At 70.4% G+C, this 22,706-nt stretch carries 19 protein-coding genes; 5 read left to right on the top strand and 14 right to left on the bottom strand.

Annotated elements, in window-relative coordinates:
• Window positions 1–13 precede the first annotated feature (13 nt).
• On the top strand, window positions 14–1,237 hold the full coding sequence (locus AC1MFI_RS07950; protein ID WP_479820603.1) for a glycosyltransferase 87 family protein: 1,224 nt from the start codon (window positions 14–16) through the stop codon (window positions 1,235–1,237).
• On the opposite strand, the gene proC is transcribed toward AC1MFI_RS07950, so the two are convergent.
• The 6 genes from proC to trhO form a co-directional block, all read right to left on the bottom strand.
• Window positions 1,203–2,060, bottom strand: coding sequence for a pyrroline-5-carboxylate reductase (proC, locus tag AC1MFI_RS07945; protein WP_479820602.1), 858 nt, complete (start codon window positions 2,058–2,060; stop codon window positions 1,203–1,205). The two genes, AC1MFI_RS07950 and proC, sit on opposite strands and share 35 nt — an antisense overlap.
• 256 nt (window positions 2,061–2,316) lie before the next feature.
• On the bottom strand, window positions 2,317–3,114 hold the full coding sequence (locus AC1MFI_RS07940; protein WP_479820600.1) for a sugar phosphate isomerase/epimerase family protein: 798 nt from the start codon (window positions 3,112–3,114) through the stop codon (window positions 2,317–2,319).
• Between the two features lies 1 nt (window position 3,115).
• Window positions 3,116–4,129: a Ppx/GppA phosphatase family protein gene (locus AC1MFI_RS07935; RefSeq protein WP_479820598.1), complete on the bottom strand. Its 1,014-nt coding sequence runs from the start codon at window positions 4,127–4,129 to the stop codon at window positions 3,116–3,118.
• A gap of 60 nt (window positions 4,130–4,189) precedes the next feature.
• On the bottom strand, window positions 4,190–6,937 hold the full coding sequence (topA, locus tag AC1MFI_RS07930; protein ID WP_479820596.1) for a type I DNA topoisomerase: 2,748 nt from the start codon (window positions 6,935–6,937) through the stop codon (window positions 4,190–4,192).
• A 123-nt stretch (window positions 6,938–7,060) separates the two neighbouring features.
• Window positions 7,061–8,845: a DUF7059 domain-containing protein gene (locus AC1MFI_RS07925; protein WP_479820594.1), complete on the bottom strand. Its 1,785-nt coding sequence runs from the start codon at window positions 8,843–8,845 to the stop codon at window positions 7,061–7,063.
• The gene (trhO, locus tag AC1MFI_RS07920) at window positions 8,845–9,771 is read right to left on the bottom strand and encodes an oxygen-dependent tRNA uridine(34) hydroxylase TrhO (RefSeq protein WP_479820592.1); all 927 of its coding nucleotides are present in this window, start codon (window positions 9,769–9,771) and stop codon (window positions 8,845–8,847) included. Before trhO ends, AC1MFI_RS07925 begins: the two co-directional genes overlap by 1 nt.
• An 86-nt stretch (window positions 9,772–9,857) precedes the next feature.
• Between trhO and AC1MFI_RS07915 the strand changes: the two genes are divergently transcribed.
• Together AC1MFI_RS07915 and AC1MFI_RS07910 are read left to right on the top strand one after the other, a co-directional pair.
• Entirely contained in the window at window positions 9,858–10,508 is a 651-nt protein-coding gene (locus AC1MFI_RS07915) for a GNAT family N-acetyltransferase (protein ID WP_479820590.1), read from the top strand.
• A 48-nt stretch (window positions 10,509–10,556) separates the two neighbouring features.
• The gene (locus tag AC1MFI_RS07910; RefSeq protein ID WP_479820588.1) at window positions 10,557–13,043 is read left to right on the top strand and encodes a DEAD/DEAH box helicase; all 2,487 of its coding nucleotides are present in this window, start codon (window positions 10,557–10,559) and stop codon (window positions 13,041–13,043) included.
• A 201-nt stretch (window positions 13,044–13,244) separates the two neighbouring features.
• On the opposite strand, the gene AC1MFI_RS07905 is transcribed toward AC1MFI_RS07910, so the two are convergent.
• From AC1MFI_RS07905 to ssd, 7 genes are all read right to left on the bottom strand, one after another.
• Window positions 13,245–13,631: an Rv3654c family TadE-like protein gene (locus AC1MFI_RS07905; RefSeq protein WP_479820586.1), complete on the bottom strand. Its 387-nt coding sequence runs from the start codon at window positions 13,629–13,631 to the stop codon at window positions 13,245–13,247.
• Window positions 13,624–14,097 (bottom strand): TadE family type IV pilus minor pilin, encoded by a 474-nt coding sequence (locus tag AC1MFI_RS07900; protein ID WP_479820584.1) that lies wholly within the window; start codon window positions 14,095–14,097, stop codon window positions 13,624–13,626. The genes AC1MFI_RS07905 and AC1MFI_RS07900 overlap by 8 nt, the downstream gene beginning before the upstream one ends.
• The gene (locus AC1MFI_RS07895) at window positions 14,097–14,651 is read right to left on the bottom strand and encodes a DUF4244 domain-containing protein (protein ID WP_479820582.1); all 555 of its coding nucleotides are present in this window, start codon (window positions 14,649–14,651) and stop codon (window positions 14,097–14,099) included. Before AC1MFI_RS07895 ends, AC1MFI_RS07900 begins: the two co-directional genes overlap by 1 nt.
• 193 nt (window positions 14,652–14,844) lie before the next feature.
• A complete protein-coding gene (locus AC1MFI_RS07890; protein ID WP_479820580.1) occupies window positions 14,845–15,453 on the bottom strand; it encodes a type II secretion system F family protein in 609 nt (202 codons plus the stop codon).
• The gene (locus tag AC1MFI_RS07885) at window positions 15,450–16,199 is read right to left on the bottom strand and encodes a type II secretion system F family protein (RefSeq protein WP_479820578.1); all 750 of its coding nucleotides are present in this window, start codon (window positions 16,197–16,199) and stop codon (window positions 15,450–15,452) included. Before AC1MFI_RS07885 ends, AC1MFI_RS07890 begins: the two co-directional genes overlap by 4 nt.
• A 77-nt stretch (window positions 16,200–16,276) precedes the next feature.
• Entirely contained in the window at window positions 16,277–17,584 is a 1,308-nt protein-coding gene (locus AC1MFI_RS07880; RefSeq protein WP_479820577.1) for a TadA family conjugal transfer-associated ATPase, read from the bottom strand.
• On the bottom strand, window positions 17,581–18,651 hold the full coding sequence (ssd, locus tag AC1MFI_RS07875; protein ID WP_479820576.1) for a septum site-determining protein Ssd: 1,071 nt from the start codon (window positions 18,649–18,651) through the stop codon (window positions 17,581–17,583). The genes AC1MFI_RS07880 and ssd overlap by 4 nt, the downstream gene beginning before the upstream one ends.
• A 105-nt stretch (window positions 18,652–18,756) precedes the next feature.
• Here ssd and AC1MFI_RS07870 point away from each other — a divergent pair, with 105 nt between their 5' ends.
• Window positions 18,757–20,451: a bifunctional 3'-5' exonuclease/DNA polymerase gene (locus AC1MFI_RS07870; protein ID WP_479820575.1), complete on the top strand. Its 1,695-nt coding sequence runs from the start codon at window positions 18,757–18,759 to the stop codon at window positions 20,449–20,451.
• Between the two features lie 103 nt (window positions 20,452–20,554).
• A complete protein-coding gene (locus AC1MFI_RS07865; RefSeq protein WP_479820574.1) occupies window positions 20,555–22,045 on the top strand; it encodes a WXG100-like domain-containing protein in 1,491 nt (496 codons plus the stop codon).
• On the opposite strand, the gene AC1MFI_RS07860 is transcribed toward AC1MFI_RS07865, so the two are convergent.
• Entirely contained in the window at window positions 21,957–22,643 is a 687-nt protein-coding gene (locus AC1MFI_RS07860; protein WP_479820573.1) for an NUDIX hydrolase, read from the bottom strand. The genes AC1MFI_RS07865 and AC1MFI_RS07860 overlap by 89 nt on opposite strands.
• Window positions 22,644–22,706: the final 63 nt, after the last annotated feature.

Below are 22,706 nucleotides of genomic sequence, written 5' to 3'. Positions count from 1 at the left end.
CTCCCCCGGTCTGATGCGCCGCGCCGACCGCCCAGCGCGGACGGCGGCGCTCACCGCTGCTGCCGGCGCGGTGGTGCTCGCCCTCGTCGTCCTCGCCGCGCAGATACACGGGCTCGATCTCTCCGTGTACCGCCAGGGTGCGCTGGCGCTGCTCGGTCGCGCCGGCGACAAGGGCCTGTACGACGACGCCCTCGTGCAGACCGATACGCGCGGACTGCCGTTCACCTACCCGCCGTTCGCCGCCATCCTCTTCGTGCCCCTCGCGCTGGTCCCGGAGGGTCTCGCTCTCGGGATCGTCACGGCCCTCTCCTGCGCCTGCCTCGTCGCGGTATCCGTCGTCGTCGTGCGGTACCTGCGCCCGGGCGGGACGCAGCACCGCCATGCGGCCAGGACCCCCGCCGCCGTGGTGGCCGCGATGCTGCTGATCGGGATCAGCGGGCCCTGGCGGGAAGGCCTGGGGTTCGGCCAGGTCAACGCCCTCCTGATGGTACTGATCCTCGCGGACCTCCTGCGGTCCACCCGGCTCCCCTCCGGGGTCCTGGTCGGCCTCGCCGCAGGGATCAAGCTCACGCCGCTCGCCTTCGGGCTGGTCTTCCTCGCCCGGCGGGACTGGCGCTCCCTCGCCTGGATGGCGGCGTCCTTCGCCTCGACGGTCGCGGTCGGCTGGAGTCTCGCGCCCCGGGAGTCGGCGGCCTTCTGGCTCGACGCCCTCTTCGACTCCTCCCGCGTGGGAGCCACGGCAGATCTCTACAACGTCTCGCTCAACTCGATCGTCGCGCAGTCGGGACTGGTCGAGGAGCTGCAGCGACCCGCCTGGGTGCTGGCATGCCTGGCCGTGATCGCCGTCGGCTACGTCGCGATCCGGCGGGCCGACGACGACGGCGACGACCTGCGGGCCATCTCGGCCAATGCCGTCGTCATGCTCGCGGTCTCACCGATCTCGTGGTTCCACCACTGGGTGTGGATCGCCCTGGTCTTCCCGGTCGGTCATGTGTTCGCCCGCCGTCAGGCCGGCGCGCTCCGGACGGCGGGCCGGGTGCTGCTGGCCGCGCTGGTACCCGTCATGATGTTCTCCTCCATCACCGTGACCCTCACGCTCACCGGCACCGTCTCGGGCGAGGGGCCGCTACCCCTTCGGCTCTTCACCGGTCTGGGTGTGGTCCTCCCGGTCGCACTGCTGGCCCTGTGGGCCCTCCGGCCCCTCAGGACGGCGCCGGACCTGCCAGCTCGCGCGTGATCTCCGCCGCGCGGACCGTCGCGGCCCGGGCTCCCTCGGCGATGGTGCGCGGCAGGCCCAGCTCCTCGAACGTCTCGATAGCGCTCTGCGTGGTCCCGTTGGGGCTCGTGACGGCACGGCGGAGGGCCGCGGCATCGGCGCCCTCCTCGGCGAGCATGAAGCCGGCTCCGGCGACCGTCTCCCGGGCGATCAGCTCGGACAGACCGGCGTCGAGGCCGAGTCCGACGCCGGCCGCCGCCATGGCCTCGGTGAGGTAGAACGCGTAGGCGGGCCCGGAGCCGCTGACGGCCGAGAGGGCATCCACCTGGTGCTCGGGGATCTCGACGACGGTGCCGGCCGGCCGCAGGAGGTCCCGGGCCCGCTGCATGAGCTCAGGGCCCGCCGTGGTTCCGGCCGAGATGGACAGCACTCCCCTGCCGAGCCGCGACGGGGTGTTGGGCATCGAGCGGATGACGGCCTGGCCCTCCCGCAGGGCGCCCTCGATCATCGCGATGGACACCGCCGCGGCGACGCTGAGCACGACGGCGGACGGCTTGAGCGCCGAGGCGATCTCCCGGGCCAGCGGGACGATACCCACGGGCTTCACGCCCAGGATGACGACGTCGGCATCGACTACCGCGGCCACGTTCGCGCCACTGTCAGCACCGGTGGCGCGGGCGTCCACGCCGTGCCGCTCCCTGAGCTCCCCGGCCCGCTCGGCCCGTCGCACCGTCGCCGTGACCAGGGCGGGGTCGAGGCCTGCGGCCAGCAGGCCCGCGAGGATGGACTCGTTCATCGATCCGCAGCCGAGGAAGGCGATGCGCTGCGAGGGTTGCGTCGTCATGGCCCCATCCTGCCACGAGGGGCTCCCAGCCTACTCCCAGCGCCCTTGGTGCTCCGGCACAAGGAGGAGCCCTAGTGTTGGGAACACCTCATAAGGGTGCGAGTGATGAGGACCGGAATTCCTGAGCCGGTCCGGCGTCGGTGGCAACAGATGATCCCCCAACATCTGGCGGTCCACCGGCGCCATTCCGCGTTAACGCACGTGTCCCGGCGCCCCGAAGGCGCCTCCCGGTACCCCACGCCCGTCCGGCGACCCGTCAGTGCCGCAGGTGAGCCCTCGCGAAGCGGAGGGTCTCCGCCAGCCACTCCTCGCGCTCCCCGGCTCCCCTCGCCCTGCGCGTGCTCACCTCGACGGCCACCACGCCGTCCCACTCCGACTCCGCGAGGTGGCCGAGGGCCTCGGCGCACCGCTGCTGGCCCTGGCCCGGGAGCAGATGCTCGTCCTTGCCGTTGGGCGTACCGTCGGTCAGGTGCACATGCGCCAGCCTGCTGCCGAGCGTCCGGATCTCCTCGTACGAATCCATGCCGGCGATCGCTGCGTGGGAGAAGTCCCACGTGATGCGCTCGTACGGTTCCGGTACCGGGTTCCAGTGCGGCAGGTACGCTTTCGCCTCACGCCCCCGGACCTTCCACGGGTACATGTTCTCGACGGCGATCTCGACGCCGTACTCCGCTGCGACGCGCGAGATCCCCTCGGGGAACTCCTCGGCGTAGCCGGTCTGCCAGCGGAACGGCGGGTGGGTCACCACGGTCCGGGCACCCACCTCGGCGGCCATCGCGGCGGACATCTGGATCTTCGTCCAGGCCTTGCCCCAGACCTGCTGGGTCAGGAGCAGGGTCGGGGCGTGGATGGCCAGGATCGGCAGCTCGTAGCGCTCGCTCAGCACGTTGAGCTGGTCGGGGTCCTGGCTCACCGAGTTGTTGGTGACCATGACCTCCACGCCGTCGTACCCGAGGTCCTGCGCCAGGGCGAAGGCGTCGTGGACGGCGAGCGGGTAGACCGATGCGCTGGAGAGTGCGACCGGGATCGACGGCCCGCCGGTCGGCTGGACCATGTCAGGCTCCCGTCTTCAGGGGGGTACGCCGGATCGAGTCGAGCTGCGCATGCCCTACTCCGGCTCCCGGCAGGGGCTCGTCCGCCTGGAACATCTTCGCGTCGAAGCGCCGCAGGAGCAGCCCCTCGCGCAGCGCCCAGGGGCAGATGTCCATGGAGGGCACGTCGAACAGCTCGAGGGCGCATTCTGCGACGAGTGCTCCCGCCAGGACCTGCGGTGCGCGGAGCTCGGAGACGCCGTCGAGGTTGCTGCGGTCCTCGATCGTCATCGCGGCCAGACGCTTGGACCACAGCTTGAGGTCCTCGAGGCGCAGCTCCCGGCGGACGAACGGGCCGGCGGCGGACGGAGCGGCGCCGGCGAGGCGGGCCAGCGAGCGGAAGGTCTTCGAGGTGCCTGCGACCAGGTGCGGTTGGCCCAGCTGGGCGAACTGCGGAACGGCGTCACGCAGGGTGGCCCTGATGTAGCGGCGCAGTTCCTTCACGCTCTTGGCCGAGGGCGGATCCCCGCGCAGCCAGTCCCGCGTGAGCCGGCCCGCTCCGAGAGGAACGGAGAGCGCCACTTCGGGGAGCTCGTCGGTGCCCATCGCCATCTCGAAGGAACCGCCGCCGATGTCGAGGTTCAGGATCGATTCCGCCCCCCAGCCGTACCAGCGGCGGACGGCCTGGAAGGTCACCGCCGCTTCCTGGTCGCCGGAGAGCTCCTGGAGGTCGACGCCGGTCTCCTCCCGCACGCGGGCGAGGACCTCGCTCCCGTTGCCCGCCTCGCGGATGGCCGAGGTGCAGAACGCGAGGAAGTCCTCGGCGTCGTGTCCCGCCGCGAACTCCCGTGCCTCCCGGACGAAGCCGACGAGTTCGTTCTGGCCCTTGCGGGAGATCCTGCCGCGCTCGTCGAGGTAGGCGACGAGCTGCAGGGGCTTCTTATGGGACGCGAAGGGCACCGGCCGACCGCCGGGATGGGCATCCACGAGCAGCAGATGGACCGTGTTGGACCCTATGTCCAGTACTCCTAGCCGCATGTTCCCCGCGCTTCCAGCTCTCGACCCGTTGTTCCGTGTTTCCCCGTACCGCGGTGCAGGCTACTTGCCCGCCGCGACCTTGCGCTTGGCCGGTGCCCTGCGCGTCGTCTTCTTCGGGGCCGGGCCCTTGGCGCGCTTCTCGGCGAGCATGTCGATCGCCTGTTCGCGCGTCAGTTCCTCGATGGCCATGGAGCCGGGCACCGTGATGTTCGTGACGCCGTCCGTGATGTACGGGCCGAAGCGGCCGTCCTTCACCACGATGGGCTTCTCGCTCACCGGATCGTCGCCGAACTCCGCCAACGGAGGAGTCACCGTCCGGCCACCGCGCTGCTTGGGCTGCTTGTAGATCTCCTGCGCCTGCTCGAGGGTGATCGAGAAGATCTCCTCCTCCGAGCCGAGCGACCGGGAGTCGCTGCCCTTCTTCAGGTACGGCCCGAAACGGCCGTTCTGTACGGTGATCTCCTTGCCGTCCTCGTCCGTACCGAGGACGCGCGGCAGGTTCATGAGCTTGAGGGCATCCTCGAGCGTCACGGTGTCCACCGACATGGACTTGAAGAGCGACCCGGTGCGCGGCTTGACCTTCGCGGGCTTCTTCGGCGGTTTCGGCTTGCCGTTCTTGTAGTACTCGACCGGCTGGCTCGCGAGCTCCTCCGCGGTGACCTCCGGAATCAGCTCGATCACGTACGGTCCGTACCGGCCGTCGCGGGCCACGATGGTACGTCCCGTCTCCGGATCGGTGCCGAGCACCCGCTCCTGGGACACCGGCGCTTCCATCAGCTCGAGTGCCTTCTCGGCCGTCAGTTCGTCCGGCGCCAGGTCCTCGGGGACGTTGGCGCGCTGCGGCTCGGTGCCTTCCGGGGCATCCGCCGGCAGGGGCTTCTCCAGGTAGGGCCCGAACTTGCCGACGCGCAGCGTGATACCGTCCGCGATCTCCACGGAGTTGATGCGGCGTGCGTCGATCTCGCCGAGCTCCTCGACGATCGTGTGCAGGCCCGTGTCCTTGCGGTCACCGTAGTAGAAATGGTTGAGCCACTCCACCCGGCCGGTCTCGCCGCGCGAGATCCGGTCGAGGTCCTCCTCGAGCTCCGCCGTGAAGTCGTAGTCCACATAGTCGTTGAAGTGCTCCTCGAGCAGGCGCACCACGGAGAAAGCGATCCAGCTCGGCACGAGGGCCTGTCCCCGGGAGGTCACATAGCCGCGGTCCATGATGGTGGACATCGTCGCGGCATAAGTCGACGGACGGCCGATGCCGCGCTCGTCGAGCACCTTCACGAGGGACGCTTCCGTGTAGCGCGGGGGCGGCGAGGTCTCGTGGCCGACGGCCTCGATCGCCGTTGCCCCGAGGGAATCACCCTTGGTGACGTTCGGCAGGCGGGTACCCTGCGCGTCGTCGTCCGTCCCGTCCTCGGTGCGGTCGGCGTCGCGCCCCTCCTCATAGGCGGCCATGAAGCCGCGGAAGGTGATGACGGTGCCGGAGGCGCCGAACTCGGCATCGCGTCCGTCCGCGCTCTTCGCGCCCAGGCGCAGGGACGCCGTGGAGCCCTTGGCGTCCGCCATCTGCGATGCGACCGTGCGCTTCCAGATCAGCTCGTACAGGCGGAACTCGTCACCGCGCAGGGACTGCGCCACCTGGGCCGGCGTGCGGAAGGAGTCGCCGGCGGGCCGGATGGCCTCGTGCGCCTCCTGGGCGTTCTTCGCCTTGCCCTTGTACACGCGGCGGGACTCGGGGACGTACTCGGGGCCGTACAGCTCCGACGCCTGGCGGCGCGCGGCGTTGATCGCCTGGTCCGAGAGCGCCGACGAATCGGTACGCATGTAGGTGATGTACCCGTTCTCGTACAGTCGCTGGGCCACCTGCATGGTCACCTTCGAGCTGAAGCGCAGCTTGCGGGCCGCTTCCTGCTGCAGGGTCGACGTCGTGAACGGGGCGGCAGGACGGCGCGTGTAGGGCTTGGTCTCGACCGAGCGCACCGTGAACGCGGCACTCTCCAGGCCGGCGGCGAGCGAACGGGCGGACTCCTCGTCGAGCCTCACCGCGTTCGCGGCCTTCAGCTCCCCGCGGTCGGAGAAGTCCTTGCCGGAGGCGATACGGCTGCCGTCGACGGCGACCAGCTTCGCCGGGAACGCGCTGCCCTTCGAGGAGTCCCCGGGGGTGAACGTGCCCGTGAGGTCCCAGTACGACGCCGCGCGGAACGCCATGCGCTCGCGTTCCCGCTCGACGACGAGGCGCGTCGCCACCGACTGCACGCGGCCGGCGGACAGGCCGCGCGCCACCTTGCGCCACAGCACGGGGGAGATCTCGTAGCCGTACAGGCGGTCGAGGATGCGCCGGGTCTCCTGGGCGTCGACCATGGGGATGTCGACGTCGCGCAGTTCGCCGAGGGCACGCGTGACGGCTTCCTTGGTGATCTCGCCGAAGGTCAGGCGGTAGACGGGGACCTTCGGCTTCAGGACCTGCAGCAGGTGCCACGCGATGGCCTCGCCCTCGCGGTCGGCGTCGGTTGCGAGGTAGAGCTCGTCGGCGTCCTTCAGGGCGGCCTTGAGCTCCGCCACGGTCTTCCGCTTCTCGGGCGACACCACGTAGTAGGGCTCGAAATCCTTGTCGAGATCCACCGCGAACTTGCCCACCGAGGACTTCTTCAGCTCCGCCGGGAGATCCGACGGCTGGGGGAGGTCACGGATGTGCCCCATGGACGCCGCGACCTGGAAACCCTCACCGAGGTACCCCGAGATGCTCTTGATCTTGCTCGGGGACTCGACGATGACGAGCTTCTTGCCGTGCTTCTTGTCCGTGGCCTTGGTCGGCACTTCTCTCCTATATATACGGGTGCGATGCCGCGGCAGCGACGTGGGCGTCCGGTCCGGATCCCGCTGCCGGGCCTCACGTCACAGTATGCGTCATGAGTACCTGCACAAGGGTAACCGCTGGTTTCAGGGGGCCGGAATCAGGAAGCCCTCGCGGATGAGCTGCTCGACGTCGACCAGCAGGCCCGCCGTGAACGCCGCGTCGGGCCTCTCCAGCAGCATCGCGAGCGCACCCGCGATCTGCCCGGCCGTGAGGTCGCCGTCGCACGCGGAGACGAATCCGGCCAGTTCCGTGCTCAGCAGGGTGGTGCGCCGGAGGCCCGCCCCCTGTCGCAGCAGGATGACCCCGGGGTGTTCCGCGCCGGGCCGCTGGTGCCGTTCCTCGGTGACGTCGTCGGCGACGAGCAGGTATTCGTCGGCGATGCCGATCCCCGAGGCCGACTGCTCGGTGTGGGCCGCCAGCCAGTCGTTGCGCCGGACCGCCGCGGCCAGGTGCGGGCCCACGGGTTGTTCGATCTCGTGCGTGACCTCCTCGAGCGTGACCCGGACGAGATCGCTGGAAGTGGCCGGCCTGCGCAGCCACATCGACCCGAAGCCGATCCCCTCGACGTCGCGCGAGGCGAAGTCCGCGAGATAGTCGGCGAAGCTGTCCAGGTAGGCGTCGCGGTCGCGGTTCTCGGCGGCGTCCCGCAGCCATGTCTCGGCGTACTGCACCGGTGTCAGCTGCTCACGCTGGATGATCCAGGCGTCGACGCCGGGGGGCACGAAGCCGCGGACGCGCCGGTCCCACGCCGCACCCTCGGGGATCTCCCAGTTGCCGAGCAGTTGCGCGGCTCCGCCCGGCGCGAGGACTGCGGGGAGGTCCCGGACCAGGGTCTCGACGAGGGCGTCGCCCGCCAGGCCGCCGTCACGGTAGGTATAGGCCTCCTCCGGTGGGCCGGTGCGGGGCGTGATCACGAAGGGAGGATTGGACACCACGAGGTCGAACCGCTCGCCCCCCACGGGCTCGAGCAGGCTGCCCAGGCGCAGGCTGACCCGCTCGTCGGGACGCTCCGGATCGAGACCGAGGGCGGGCGCGTTCAGCAGCAGGTTGAAGCGGGCGAACGCCAGCGCACGCGCCGAGATGTCCGTCGCCGTGACGTGGCGGGCATGCGGGAGCAGGTGGAAGACCTGGATGCCGCAGCCCGTCCCGAGATCAAGGGCACGGTCCACGGGCGTCCTCATGACGGTCTGCGCGAGCGTCAGGGAGGCGCCGCCGATACCCAGCACGTGGTCGTGGCGCAGGGGCCCCGGCCGCTGCTCCGACCCGAGGTCGCTCGCCACCCACAGGTTGCCGCCGACGTCCGAGGCATAGGGGCGCAGTTCGACGGCGGCACGCCAGGAGCGTTCCGTGGGAGCGGTCCTCCCGCGCTGTCTCCGCGGGTCCGCCGACGGATCCTTCCGCAGATCCTCTGCCGGGTCCGCCGGCTCCTCCGGGTCCGCCGGGTCCTCCGCCGGCTCCGCCGTCGAGGGCTTCACGTCCTGCTCCGACGGGCCCCGGGCTCCGGCGTCCCCGGTCCGCTCGATGAGCCGCAGCTGTTCGAGGCCCGTCACGCCGATGCCGGGGAAGGCGACCGCGAGCTGCTCCTCCGGAACGGTCTCACCGAGGAGCCACAGCAGCACGGGGACAGCCGGTGCACTCTCCTGAGCGCGCAGGAGGCGTCGGCATTCCAGGAGCGCGGGGACCAGCTGCCCCCTGCCGAGAGCCGAGTATGCCGGGGCGCCGAGGAGGGTCTCGACGCCGTCGACCGTGTAGTCGAGGGCCGTCAGGTCCGCGGCCAGCGCCGCCAGTGCGGGAAGATCGCGGCTCGACGGTGCGGACACGACGTCGTCGTCGAATTCCTGCCGGTCCACGGTGGCTAGGGGCGGCATCAGGCAGCGCCCGCTGCCGTTGCTTCGGCCTCGTCCGACTCGCACCCCTGCGGGCATCGCAGCGTCGCGGGGTCCGCCGCGCAGCCGGCGCAGTACAGGGTGAGGTTGCGGCAGGACGTGTTGGAGCAGTTCTCGAACCTGTTCGTGGGGGCCTGGCAGCGCATGCACGTGCCGAGCGTGACGGCGGAGTCGCTGAACTCGAGGTGCATGCGCTTGTCGAAGACGTAGAGCGAGCCCTCCCACAGCCCGCCGTCGCGGTACTTCTCGCCGTAGCGGACGATGCCGCCGTCGAGCTGGTAGACCTCCTGGAAACCGCGATTGACCATGAGGCTGGACAGCACCTCGCAGCGGATACCGCCCGTGCAGTACGTGACGACGGGCTTGTCCTTCAGGTCGTCGTACCTGCCCGAGTCCAGCTCCCGGACGAAATCCTGGGTTGTCCGTACGTCGGGCACCACGGCTCCCTTGAAGCGGCCGATCTGAGCCTCGAATGCGTTCCGTCCGTCGAAGAAGACGACGTCCTCCCCCGCTGCGCGCTTGGCATCGACCAGTTCGTGCAGTTCCTCGGGCGCGAGGTGCCTGCCGCCATCCACCACACCGTTCCCGTCGACCTTCAGCTCACCGGGAGCCCCGAAGGAGACGATCTCCTCGCGCACCTTGACGCTCAGCCGGGGGAAGTCGTCGGCGCCGCCGTCGGACCATTTGATCTCCATGCCCTTGAACGCCGGGTACTCGCGCGTGGTCTTGACGTACTGCTTCACCGCGCCGATCTCGCCGCCGACCGTGCCGTTGATCCCGTCCTTGGAGATGAGGATCCTTCCACGCAGCCCCCACTTCTCGCAGAGAGCACGCTGCCAGAGCCTGATGGCTTCGGGATCGGGCAGTGGTGCAAAGGCGTAATAAAGGGCAATACGGTTCATCGACACGCCTTAAAGCCTACTTTGCGTCTCAAAACGGCAACCCTCACGGCCGTCTATTCTCTTGGCCCCCTTCGAGAACTATCGTTCAGCACATGGGCGTACATGCAGACGATGAACTCCTCCGGACCTGGATCACCGGATGGTCCGCTTGTCGCGGGTACGAGCCGCACGACGACGGCCGCAGCACCTTCGTCCGGCTGACGGACCAGCAGGACCAGACGGAGCACTTCCTCTTCGAGCCCACAGAGGAGCAGTTCCTCGAACTGGCGACCGCGACCAAACAGGACCCGATGCGGATACTGACGGTCGTCACCAACCGGATGCAGGACCTGATCGACGCCGCCGCCCCCCTCGGCATGCGGGTGACGGACCGCCAGCAGTCCCTGATGAGCGTCGACATGAGCGGCCAGGACGTCGAGGACCCTCGACCGCCGGGTGACGATTTCACGCTGGAGCGTGAACGAAGCGGGGCCTGCCGGCATGTGACGGTGCGCTCCAACGGCCACCTGGCAGCCCGGGGCTCGGTGTCGGTGGTCGACGAACACGCCGTCTACGATCGCATCGTCACCGAGGACGGCTTCCGCCGCCGCGGGCTGGGCAGCTATGTGATGCGCGCCCTGACCGCCGGGGTCCTCGAGGACGACGTGACGACCGGCCTGCTCATGGCCTCCGCCGATGGCCGGGCACTCTATGAATTCCTCGGGTGGCAGCACCTCGCCGACGTGTTCGTCATCAGAGGATAAGCGCCTTTCCCGCCGCCCTCAGCGCCGCCCCGGTGGGACAATTACGGCGTGGCCGCGCAGAACTCCCTGATTCCCCTGCTCGGGGGTGGACCCGATCCCGAGCAACTGCTGCATGTCCGCGAGATCCCCGCCCGTGAAGCGGAGCACGCGCCGTGGCCCGACTGGGCCCACCCCGACGTGGTCGGCGCCTTCGCCGCACGTGGGGTGCGCGAGCCGTGGCGCCATCAGGTGGAGGGCGCCAGCTCCGCCCACGACGGCGTGCACACCATCATCGCGACGGGCACGGCCTCCGGGAAATCCCTCTGCTATCAGCTGCCCGTCCTCGACGAGATCCACCGCAGCGAGCTGGCCAACCGGGCCACGCTCGCCCCGAACGGGTCGGTGGCCCTCTACCTGGCGCCCACGAAGGCACTCGCCGCCGACCAGCTGTCGGCCATCGACGCGCTGAAGCTGCCGACCGTCCGCGCCGAGACGTACGACGGCGACACGGAGTCGGGCTCCCGCCGCTGGATCCGCGACCACGCCAACCTCGTCCTCGCGAATCCTGACATGCTCCACTACGGCATCCTGCCCAACCACACCTGGTGGGCACGGTTCTTCCGGCGGCTCAAGTACGTCATCATCGACGAGGCGCACAGCTACCGCGGAGTGTTCGGTTCCCACGTCGCGAACCTCCTCCGACGACTGCGGCGGATCTGCGCGAGCTACGGCGCGGACCCCGTGTTCATCGGGGCATCGGCGACGTCGGCCGAGCCCTCCGCTTCCTTCGGCAGGCTGATCGGCGCACCCGTGCACGCCGTCGACCGGGACAGCTCGCCCCACGGCTCCACCACGGTCGCCTTCTGGGAGCCGCAGCTGACGGGCATGAAGGGCGAGAACGGGGCGGCGAGCCGCCGGACCGTCATCGCCGAGACGTCCGACCTGCTCGCCAACCTCGTGTCCTCGCACGTGAGGACCATCGCGTTCATCAAGTCCAGGCGCGGCGCGGAGAGTATCGCCCAGACGTCGAGGCGCATGCTCGAGGACGTGCACCCGAGCCTCCCGCACCGCATCGCGGCCTACCGCTCCGGTTACCTGCCCGAGGAACGGCGAGCCCTCGAGTCGTCGCTGCGCAGCGGTGAGCTGCTGGGTGTGGCCAGCACCTCCGCGTTGGAACTCGGGATCGACATCTCCGGCCTCGACGCCGTGCTGGTGGCCGGTTGGCCGGGCACCCGCGCATCCCTCATGCAGCAGATCGGCCGGGCGGGCCGCTCGGGCCAGAACGCGCTGGCCGCCTTCGTCGCCAGCGACGACCCCCTCGACACCTATCTCGTGCACCACCCGGAGGCCGTCTTCGATCTCGCCGTCGAGGCCACCGTCTTCGACCCCTCCAATCCCTACGTCCTCGGCCCGCACCTGTGTGCTGCCGCCGCCGAGTTGCCCCTCAGCGACGACGACCTCGAGTTGTTCGGTGCCACGTCCCGGGATCTGCTCGGCACCCTGTGCGACCAGGGTTTCCTCCGGCGTCGGCCCGCAGGGTGGTTCTGGACCCACCCGCAGAGTGCCGCAGCGATGGTGAACCTGCGGGCCGACGGCGGCGGGCCGATCAACATCGTGGAGGCGGAGTCGGGCGCCCTGCTCGGCACGATGGACTCGCCGCAGAGCCACTACCAGGCTCATCCCGGCGCCGTGTACGTGCACCAGGGCCGGACCTACGTCGTCCAGGAACTCAATGAGCAGGATCACTGTGCGGTGGTTTCCCGCGCACACCCGGACTACTACACGCAGGCACGGGACGTGACGCAGATCGAGGTGATCGGCCGCGATGTGAGCCGGTTGTGGGGCGGCGTCCTCGCGAACTTCGGCGACGTGAAGGTCACCACCCAGGTGGTCTCCTTCCAGCGCAAGGCCTTCTCCTCGAACGAGATCCTCGGCGAGGAACCCCTGGAACTCGAAGCCCGGGACCTGTTCACGAAGAGCGTGTGGTTCGAGATCAGCCCGGAGCTGCTCGAGGCCGAGGGGATCCTCGCGGAGGAGCTTCCCGGAGCCCTCCATGCCGCAGAACACGCGGCGATCGGGCTGCTGCCGCTCGTCGCCTCGAGCGACCGCTGGGATATCGGAGGGGTGTCCACCGCTCTGCACGCCGACACCGGTCTGCCGACCATCTTCGTGTACGACGGGCATCCCGGCGGCGCGGGCTTCGCCGAACGCGGGTTCGAGGCTGCCCGCACGTGGCTGTCCGCGACACGGGATGCCATCGAGGCCTGCGAGTGCGAGTCGGGGTGCCCCTCCTGCGTCCAGTCGCCCAAGTGCGGCAACCGGAACAACCCGCTGAGCAAGGGCGGGGCCGTCGCTGTGCTGTCCCTCATCCTCCGGGAGGCCGCGGGCGCTACCGCGGGTGCCTCGACAACGGATGACCGGCCCCGCCGGGGAACCGGCGACGGACTCCTCCCCCGGACCGGTGCAGCCGACGATTCCGCATCCGCCGGTTCCGCGCCCGCACGGGTCACCACGCCCGCCGATACCGGGGACGACCAGCGGGCCGCACTCCGGTAGACCTCCCGTCCCGGACCCGGACGGATCACCGGCTCCTCCCCCGGCAGGCGGGTGCGTGCGGGTCCCCGCAGATCCCGCGCTGCACCAGCTCGACCCGGCCGTCACGTCGCCCGCGGACCACGCCCCGCTATCCCCGCCATGCGCCCGCCCTGTCGGTTCCGCCCTGCGCGCCCGCCCTGTCGGTTCCGCCCTGCGCGCCTGTCAGGGCGGCGGACCTGCTCGTGCAGTGCCCAGCGCGTCCGGCAGCAGGCCGGGGACGCCGACCGACACCGTCACGAGTGCCGTCCCCGGGCCGGTCTGCCCGATCCTGCACGCCTGCACCGCTGCACCGTGGCGCTCTGCTACCGTCCCCGCTGCCGAGCAGGGGTCCCCCGGGGAAAGCCCTCGGGCAGTATCTGCAGCGGCCAACGCCGACAGATCAGCAGCGGTTGCTGCTTTCGATGCTGCGGCCGCTGCCTGCAGCAGGAGGGCCGCCGAAGCGACGAGCAGCAGCGCCAACAGGGCAAGACCGGCCATCAGTAGCGTCCCGGCGCCGCACTCGGAGCCGAGGCGAACCGGTCCGCTCCCCCTCGACCTGCGGTCACCCATCGTGTTCCTCCCGCCCCGACGCCGTCGCACTGAGCTCGATACCCATCAGCTCGACCACGGGCCCGTCCACCCGCGCACGTACCTCGACCGTCGTCCACCCCTCACCGGAGGCCACGTCCGCCGTGGCGGTGCTTCCTGCCAGCCGCTGTACCGTCTGCTCCACGGACGCCATGGATTCGCCCCGCATCACCTCGCGGGCACCCGCCCGGGCAGCCTCCTCGAGCCGCAACTGCACCGCACCGATGTGCGCCGTCCCGAGCAGGAGGGCGAGCAGGACGACCAGGGCGGGAAGCACGACGGCGACTTCAGCGGTGACCGAACCCAGCTCCGCATGAGCGGCGTGCCGCATCACCGTCCGGCGCACGAGGGACAGGGCGTCCGTGCCCTCGGTGCGATGCCGGTATGCCGACCTACCCGACGAGGACCGCTCGGCTTCGTGCTTCGTTCCGCCCTGGCCGGCGCTCATCAGCCGAAGTTCAGCGCAGAGGTGATGAGGGACATGAGGAGACCCTTGATCTCGCCACTCGACAGGACGGCGACGAGCAATGCGGCGAACCCAACCGCCGCGAGGGTGGCGATCGCGTATTCCGCGGTCGCCATGCCTGCTTCGCGGTCCGGAATCGACTGCCGCCGATGGCGGATCGCCCGCTCATTGGATCGCTGACGGCGAGCTTCAGCACGACGCGCCGACCGGTTCCTGGCACGGCCCGAGCCGGCACTGTCGCTGTCACGGTCATCTCCGCTGTCACGGTCGCCTCCGCTGTCCCTCGGCCCCGTCACGCGCCGCTCCCGTTCCGCTCGCAGGGCAGGAACGGCGGCGTCCCCCTGAAGAGCAGGTCCCAGTGGCGCTGACCCCAACCGGCCCGTTCCCGGCTGTCCTCCCTCGTCGCGGAGCCGGACGCACTCCGGATCGAACTGTCCCAGGTACCCACCGCCGAGGCACCGCGCCTCGCCTGCGGGTGCTGCGGACGCCCGGAACACCGACCCTTCGACCTCCGCCAGGTGCAATCTGTCCGACATGACATCTCCTTCCATCGACGCGGGGCGTGGCCCCACATGCTGTGAGCGGCGATCGCCGCAGGACCAACTTTGGCGATGGATGGCGATGTGCCGGTCGAGGAGTGGGGGTAAGTGGATAACCGCTCCATGATCCGCGGTCGTGCGCCGCCTGTCTCCTCCTCCGGCGGTGAGCGGCCGGCGGTCGCCCATCGGATCAGAAAGCCGGCAGGAGACCCAGGACCACGGGGACCACTCCCAGGCAGATGAACGCCGGCAGCGAGCACAGACCGAGCGGCAGGACGAGGCGCACCCCGAGTGCAGCGGCCTTCCGCTCGGCCTCGCGGTTGTGGCGTCGCCGCAGCTGGGCAGCGTGGGCATGCAGGAGTGCCGCCGACGGCGCGCCGGTCGCGGTGGCGAACCGGAGCCCCTGCCGGATGTCCGTGAGAACCTGCCCGGCACGCCGTGCGGCCGGTGACGTGCGGACCCGCCTTCTGCTCGCCTCGACCGTACCGACGCCGGCAGACCCCGCTTCCCACGCCGCAGTCCATGAGGCCCCGAGAAGTCGGGCGGCGTGGACCCGGGTCAGAACGGCACCGATGCGGGGTTCACAGGATCGGGCGACGACGGACAGGGCGGCCTCGACCGGCGAACCGGCCGACAGCATCGCCGCCATCAGGTCGAGTACGAGTGGTGCGTCCCGAATGCCCGATCGCGGCACCTCATCCTCGGCCGTACCGGCCGTCCGCCGGATGCGCCCCGACCGCGCAGCAAGGACCACCGACCCCGTTGCCAGAAGAAGGGACACGAGCACGCCTGCGCTCACGGCTCCCCGCCCTCGGCAAGCCGCACCAGCCGGCGGGACCATACGCGTGCCACCGCCATGAGGAGCGCTCCGGTGCCTAGCGCTGCCCAGCCCAGCGGCGACCCGAGCAGCACCTCCAACGGGTTGATGCCGAGGGCGAAGCCGAGGACAAGACCGACGGCCGGCAGCCAGGCGAGGAGCACCACCGTGGCACGCGGTCCGGCCAGGGCTGTCTCCCTGGCCGAGAGGCCATCGAGCTGGGCGTCGAGCTGAGCGGCATAGTGCTCTAGGATCTCCGCCAGGGGGGCACCGCTGCGCTCCGCCACCATCAGGCATCCGGCGAGATCGATCCACAACCGTTCGACGTGTCTACTGCCCCGTGCTTCGGCACGATCCCCCGCATAACCTCCCGGCGTGTGAAGAAGGGCATCGGGAACGCTCAGACCGAGTTCAGCAGCCCGCCGGGCCGTCGCGATGGCAGGAGAAGCAACGGCGGCGAATCCACCCCGGCCATCGGCATACACGAGTTCCATGTCCGTCCACAGCGTCTGCGGCGGCCGTCCCGCCCTGAGGAGCCCGGCCATCTGATGGACGAAGAGCGGCAGCTCGTGGAGATCGATTCCGGGGCGCCCACCGAGCCCGGTCCTCCGGGAGAGCTCGGCGAGTCCCTGCCGGCGTGGGCCGGTGCTGCGGGGGCAAAGGGGGCCCGTCGGGGCAGTAGAAACCGCAACCGCGCCGGGCGCGCCGGGGTGCTCCAGGGCTGACACCGTACCTCTCCGTGCCGGCCGGGGCAGCATGAGGATCGCACAGGCGTTCGCGAGCAGAAGAGCCACGACGATCCCGATCATGAGGAGGGCCCCGACGTGCGCGCCGGCTCCCACTCGGAACCGGCAGATCCGACCCGGCGCGCGAAGTCGCTCCACCCGGCGGCACGACGGCATTCTGTTCCGGTATCGACGAGGACGGGACGGACGATAAGACCCCGACCCGGGTCCAGTTCCAGAAGCCCGACACTCTCCACGCGCCGCCCTTTCGCGTCTCGTACGGCGTGCACCACGACATCGAGGGCGCTCGCCGCCTGCAGGGCAAGCGCACCGGGTGTCAGGCCCGTGAGGGCCGCGAGCGCGGCTAAGCGCGCCGGTACCGCCTCTGCGGAGTTCGCGTGGACCGTTCCTCCGCCGCCGTCGTGCCCCGTATTCATCGCCGTCAGCAGTTCGCGTACCTCAGCGCCCCGGCATTCGCCCACGACGAGTCGGTCCGGCCTCATCCTCAGGGCCTGCCGCACCAGTTCGGTGAGGTCCAGCACCCCGGCACCTTCGAGGTTGCCGTGTCGCGACTGGAGCCCGACCGTGTGGGGGTGGGCGGGGTTCAGTTCCGCGGCGTCCTCGACCAGCACGACCCGCTCGTGCGGTCCGGCCAGCCCGAGCAGCGTGGAGAGCAGCGTGGTCTTGCCCGTGCCCGTGGCACCGCTGATGAGGAAGTTCAGGCGCTGCTGCATCATCAGCGTCAGGGCCTCGGCCATGAGTGGCGCGACTGTCCCGCTGACGATGAGTTCCGCGAGCGAGAAGACGCGCGCGCGCCTGATCCTGATGGAGAGGAGCGTTCCCGCCGTCGAGATGGGAGGAAGCACCGCGTGGACCCGAAGCCCTTCGAGGCGGACGTCGACGGCCGGGCACCCATCGTCGAGGCGTCGGCCCCCGGCGGCGACGAGGCGGACGGCGAGCGAACGCACCTCCTCCTCACCGGGGAATGCCCGACCGACGCGCTGGAGCCCGGCGGTCCCGTCGACCCAGACCTCCTCGGGCCCGTTGACGAGGATGTCCGTGATCGATTCATCCGCGAGGAGGTGCTCCAGCGGCCCCAGTCCCCTGAGCTCGGCACGCACGCGGTCGAGGGCTGACAGGGTGCCCTCGGATCCGAGCAGCCTGCCGCTCGATCCGACGGCATCCGCGAAGGCGGCACCGGTTGGCAGGACGCCGCCGGTGAGGACGGCCCTGCGCACGACACCGACCATGGATGAAGCGTCCGTGTCGCCGGGTGGTGCCGCGCCGGCCGGCATCCAGTCACCCTGCGCCGAGGGGTCAGGACCACTCCTCGCGGAGGTGCGCAGCTGCCGCCGGGCCGGCAGGCCGGAGGTCTCCCGCTCGCTCATCGCGGTCGCACTGCATCCGCCACGAGGGATGCAACGACCTTGCGTACCCGTCGGGACAGGGAGAATCCCAGCATCCCGCCACCGGCTTCTGCGGTTGACGCTCCTCGGACGAAGGGAAGGTAGGGCAGGGGGCCCGCCTGACCCAGCAGGTCCGCGACGAACCATGGGTCCAGTCCGTCGAGAACGGGGCCACGCAGGACGACCGTCACGGGCAGGGGCCCGTACGCCGAGAGGACCGCCGGGACCGCCGCGGCACTACGTGGCCGCGAAGGGACGAGGAGGACGAGGCGGTCGCATGCCCCCGCCAGCGACGGAACGGCAGCACCGCTGCCGAGATCGACGAAGGTCGTGTCGAAGGCCCCTCGCGCGGCGTCCAGCACGACGTCGGCCGATGCCATGCCCTCACCGAGCACGGCACGGGCACTGTCGGGTCGCGCGGTATGGGACAGGACCGAGAGCCGGCCCTCGGCGGGTAGCGCGGACGCCAGCCGCTCGGCGCTCAGTGTTCCCCTGGTCTCCCGGAGGTCGTGCCACCTCACACCAGGACGTTCCTCGAGGCCGAGGGCGAGATCGAGGCCACCCGCCATCGGATGGCCGTCCACCAGGAGTGCAGGGCTCCCCTGCTGTGCTGCATGCCGCGCACACCAGAAGGCGAGCGTGCTGACGCCACATCCCCCTGCCGCTCCCAGGAAGCCGACCACCGAGCCGGAGGCAGCCGGGTTGAGGCGCCGGCCGAGGTGTTCGGCGAGCCATCCTGCGCCCTGGGGCAGGATGACGACACGCGACGACGGAAGCGCGGCTGCGGCTCCCCAGACCCTCGATTCGTCGTCGGCCGTTCCGACGACGATGACGTCCTTCCGGCCCGGCATGCCGACTTCCACCTGTTCGTGCGCCACGATCAGGACCGCCGGCTCCAGTGACGGTGCTTCGGCGAGGTCCCGGACGAAGACCGGGCTGATCCCGGCGGCTGCGCAGGACCTCGCCACCTGATCCTTGACGAACTGGGAGCCACCCACGACGACGACCGGTCGCCCTCGAGCGTTCGGGGTCCACGTCTGCTGCGTCATGGTGCGAGCATTGCGGGGCCGCACCCGCTCCGGGTTCTGCATCAGCACTATGTGGACAAAGCGACCGATTGCAGGAATGACACCGCCGCCGCGGAGAATATGACCATGTACATCGCCGTGGCGCCCCTGCCGTCGGACCGCGGGAACAGCGCGGACGTAGCGCTCCAGCACCTCGACGCCGATGGTGGTCGGATCGGTGCAGCGACGCGACTCGACCGGGGAGCGTTCGCGGAGGCTGTCGCCGGCTCGGAAGCTCGGCGTCCGCGCTGGGTGTGGAACAGCACCAGGCTCTGGTATCCCGACCTGCTGTCCGCGGGTGTCGACGTCGACCGCTGCTGGGACCTGACGCTGACCCGCGCCATCCTCGCCTATTCGAGGTCCTGCCGGCCTTCTCCCTACATCGATTCGCTGAGGGCCGCGGCCCCGACCGACGACGGGACCGATCCGCCCCGGCTCCTGCTGCCACCCCCGCCGGCGCCGAACCAGCACTCTCTCTTCGACGAACCGCAGGACCCCGCGGGACCCTTCCTGGACGAGGTCGTCGAACAGTTCGGCCACCAGCTGAACGCCATCGCGCACGCTGCGGAACCCGCCCGGCTCAACCTCCTCGTCGCCGCCGAATCCGCGGGCTCGCTCATCGCCTCCGAGATGGAGCACGGGGGGCTGCCCTGGCGCAGGGACATCCACGAGGACCTGCTCGAACGAAGCCTCGGACCACGACCGCCGGAGGGAGCCCGGCCGGCGGAGCTGGAGAGGCTTGCCGGCGAGCTGCGCGCCGCGCTGGCGAATCCCACCCTGAATCCCGACTCGCCGCAGGAGGTCCTGCGTGCACTCCACCGGGCCGGGGTCGAGGTCAGGACGACGCGCTCGTGGGAACTGGAACGGCAGCAGCACCCTGCGATCGGGCCTCTCCTGGCCTACAAGAAACTGTCGCGCCTCCTGACGGCCAACGGATGGAACTGGCTCGACGCATGGGTTCATGACGGCCGCTTCCGGCCCGAATACGTGGTGGGCGGTGTCGTCTCCGGCCGCTGGGCGTCCCGAGGCGGCGGCGCCCTGCAGATCCCACGGCAGGTGCGCGACGCCGTGAGGCCGGACGAGGGCCATGTGTTCATCGTCGCCGATGCCGCGCAGCTCGAACCCAGGGTCCTGGCGGCCCTCGGGCAGGATTCGGCGCTCGCAGCCGCCGCCCGGGGCAGGGACCTCTATCAGGGCATCGCCGACCAGGGATTCGGCGGCGACCGGTCGAAGGCCAAGCTCGCCATGCTCGGTGCCATGTACGGAGCGACCAGCGGCGAGTCCGGCAGGCTGATGCCGCAACTGACCCGCGCCTATCCGCACGCGATCGGCGTCGTGGAGTCGGCGGCCAGGGCCGGGGAGTCGGGTGAGGGCGTCTCGAGCTACCTCGGTCGCGGGTGCCCGCCCGCTTCGGATGAGTGGCGTGCACGGCAGCGGACGACGACGGCAGAGGAACAGCGCCGGGCCGATGGTGCGGCACGGGCGCGAGGGCGCTTCACGCGGAATTTCGTCGTCCAGGCATCCGCGGCGGAGTGGGCGCTGTGCTGGCTCGCGGAGATCCGGCGGCGACTGTCCGCGAGCACCATCCCGCAGCCGCGAAGCCGCATCACCTTCTTCCTGCACGACGAAGTGGTCCTGCATGTGCCGGAAGGGCAGGCCGGCGAGGCTGCTGCCATCCTCGATGACGCGGCGAGAGCGGCAACGCGCCTGATCTTCGGAGACATCCCCATCGAGTTCTCCATCACCACGGTCACCGTCTCGTCCTACGCGGACGCGAAGTGATGCAGACGGTGCTGCTGCCGTACTTGTCCACATAGGCCTGTCCCACGATCCGCAGCAGGTGATCCCCCGTACGGTTGCACCACGAATGGGGAAGGCGGAATGCGTGGGCGTCCTGAAGATCGATACCGGCCGGTACGGGGAAGCAGCGGGGATGGCCGCCGCTTCCGGGCGCATGATCGCCGATGCAGTCGCAGCGGCAGGATCCGCACTCTCGCGCACGGCAGGGATGGCGGGGTGGGATGCACTGGGCGTCGAGTGGGCGGCCGGCTACGACCCTGCAGCCCGGGAGGTCCTCGCCGCGTGCCAGGACCTCGCGCTCGCATCCTCCGATACCTCACGCGCCCTGACCGTGGCCGCCGGCAACTACATCACCGCCGAGCACGTCGCATCGATGGGCGCAGCCGCACTGATAGCGCCTCTGATCCGGGCGGGTCTTCCCGAGGTCACCCCTCCGTGTGTTCCCTGTGCCAGCGACGGGAATCCCGGCTGGCCCCCACCCTGCTGGGACATCGTCGCCGGCATCGCGGGAGTGGTCTGGCCCGCCGGCGACCCCGAGCTACTCCGAGCGGCGGGGGCGGCCTGGACCGCGCTCACGCATGACATCGAGGCGAGCGTCGCCGGGCCTTCCGGCCAGGCGCGCAGCGCTCTCGACGGCCTGCTGGCCGAAGACCTCACCCTCTTCCGTGAGCGGAGCGCCGCGATCGAAGATTCCGCCCGCCTACTCGCGCAGGCGTCGAGGGACATCGCCATGGGGTGCACATCACTCGCCGACGCCGTCGAGTCGGCGCACCAGGAGCTGATCGACGAGACGCGGTCCTTCGCCCTCGAATGCGCTGCCCTGGCCGCCGCCGGAACCGCGCTGAGCTTCGTCACGCTCGGAGGGTCGGCAGCCATCACGGCACTGATCGGTGCAGCACGCACGGCGCAGATGGTGGCGCGCGTCCACCAGGTACTCGCACGCCTCGGTTTGCTCGCACGGTCCGTCTCGGTCGTGTCCCTGAGGATGCCGGGGGCGGCACGGCTGAGGGCTGGGCTGCAGGCACTGGCAAGGAGACCGGCCGTCCTCCGATCAGCGGTACCCGGAGTCCGGCACGCCTTCGACACGGCATCGGGGGCGATGATCTCCTCGGGCAGGCTGTCCAGGCTCGCGCCGGCGGTACGCCTCATCCGGCCCGTCGGCGCGTCGGGCCTTCGCATCATCGATTCCAAGGCGGTCTCCGTCGCACTGTCCAGCCCGGCTGCCCTGGTCCGAGAACACCTGTCGATCCAGGTACGCCGCGGCATGTTCCCGAAGGCAGTCCCGGGCGGAGGACCCGAGCAGGTCCTCGCCCTGCTGCGCCATACCCGTGCCTCGCCGATCATCCCGGCCGCGGAGTCCGTGCTCAGGAACAAGGATCGGGTCGAGACGGCCACCGGGCTCGTGGCACTCCCTGTAGCGCTCAGGGACCGGTACGCTCCCGGCAGGATCGAGGGTCCGTCGCCGCGATCTGCAGGACCGGGTCGTCTCACAGCGGTGCAGGTATCTCGCGCGAGCGGTCCCACGGCTTCGTCCAGCCGAGCCCGTCGAACGCCGCATCCAGCAGCATCGCCGTGAACCCCCAGATCACGGCGTCCGGCGTCAGGAACGCGGGAGTGCGGCTGATGAACCCGTCACGGCGCACGACGGCGGTCCTCCGGCGTGACGAGTCGAGCAGCGTACTGACCGGGCACCGGAAGACGCGTTCGGACTCCGCCGTGTCCACGGCGTGGACCGGGGACTGCTCGACCCACCATCCGACGACGGGTGTGACGATGAAGCTGCTCACGGGGAGCCCGACGTCCGGCAGCGTTCCGAGGATCCTGATCCCCTCGGGGTCCAGCCCGGTCTCCTCCCGGGCCTCGCGGAGCGCGGCCGCGGCTTCGTCCATGTCTCCGTCGTCGATGGCACCGCCGGGGAAAGCCACTTGGCCGGGATGGTTCGCGAGGGTGCTGGCCCGCATGACGAACAGGATGTCCAGGTCGTCCGGCTCGAGGCTTTCCGGGGCAGGACAGGCGTGATGCCCATCCCGGGCACCGAAGAGGATGAGGACAGCCGCCCTGCGGCTCGTCTCGGGATCCAGCGTGGCGAACTGCCAGCCCTCGGGCCGGAGCAGCACCGCGTGCTGCTCCTGCATCTTCCGCACCCAGCCCGCCACTTCGTCGCGTGCCGTCATCCGAGTTCCTGCCGGACGCCTCGAGCCGGTGGGATCGGCTCTACCGACGGCTCTACCAGCGCC

Source organism: Arthrobacter sp. BC5 (assembly GCF_056680255.1).
The sequence above is the reverse complement of the archived record's forward strand: the minus strand, read 5'-3'. Positions and strand labels throughout refer to the sequence as shown.

What these genes read in the sequence shown, in the direction of transcription:
- AC1MFI_RS07950 (WP_479820603.1), top strand. Translation starts at nt 14, where the DNA reads ATGCGCCGCGCCGACCGCCCAGCGCGGACGGCGGCGCTCACCGCTGCT.
- proC (WP_479820602.1), bottom strand. Translation starts at nt 2,060, where the DNA reads ATGACGACGCAACCCTCGCAGCGCATCGCCTTCCTCGGCTGCGGATCG.
- AC1MFI_RS07940 (WP_479820600.1), bottom strand. Translation starts at nt 3,114, where the DNA reads ATGGTCCAGCCGACCGGCGGGCCGTCGATCCCGGTCGCACTCTCCAGC.
- AC1MFI_RS07935 (WP_479820598.1), bottom strand. Translation starts at nt 4,129, where the DNA reads ATGCGGCTAGGAGTACTGGACATAGGGTCCAACACGGTCCATCTGCTG.
- AC1MFI_RS07925 (WP_479820594.1), bottom strand. Translation starts at nt 8,845, where the DNA reads ATGCCGCCCCTAGCCACCGTGGACCGGCAGGAATTCGACGACGACGTC.
- AC1MFI_RS07915 (WP_479820590.1), top strand. Translation starts at nt 9,858, where the DNA reads ATGGGCGTACATGCAGACGATGAACTCCTCCGGACCTGGATCACCGGA.
- AC1MFI_RS07905 (WP_479820586.1), bottom strand. Translation starts at nt 13,631, where the DNA reads ATGGGTGACCGCAGGTCGAGGGGGAGCGGACCGGTTCGCCTCGGCTCC.
- AC1MFI_RS07900 (WP_479820584.1), bottom strand. Translation starts at nt 14,097, where the DNA reads ATGAGCGCCGGCCAGGGCGGAACGAAGCACGAAGCCGAGCGGTCCTCG.
- AC1MFI_RS07895 (WP_479820582.1), bottom strand. Translation starts at nt 14,651, where the DNA reads ATGTCGGACAGATTGCACCTGGCGGAGGTCGAAGGGTCGGTGTTCCGG.
- AC1MFI_RS07880 (WP_479820577.1), bottom strand. Translation starts at nt 17,584, where the DNA reads ATGAGCGAGCGGGAGACCTCCGGCCTGCCGGCCCGGCGGCAGCTGCGC.
- ssd (WP_479820576.1), bottom strand. Translation starts at nt 18,651, where the DNA reads ATGACGCAGCAGACGTGGACCCCGAACGCTCGAGGGCGACCGGTCGTC.
- AC1MFI_RS07870 (WP_479820575.1), top strand. Translation starts at nt 18,757, where the DNA reads ATGTACATCGCCGTGGCGCCCCTGCCGTCGGACCGCGGGAACAGCGCG.
- AC1MFI_RS07860 (WP_479820573.1), bottom strand. Translation starts at nt 22,643, where the DNA reads ATGACGGCACGCGACGAAGTGGCGGGCTGGGTGCGGAAGATGCAGGAG.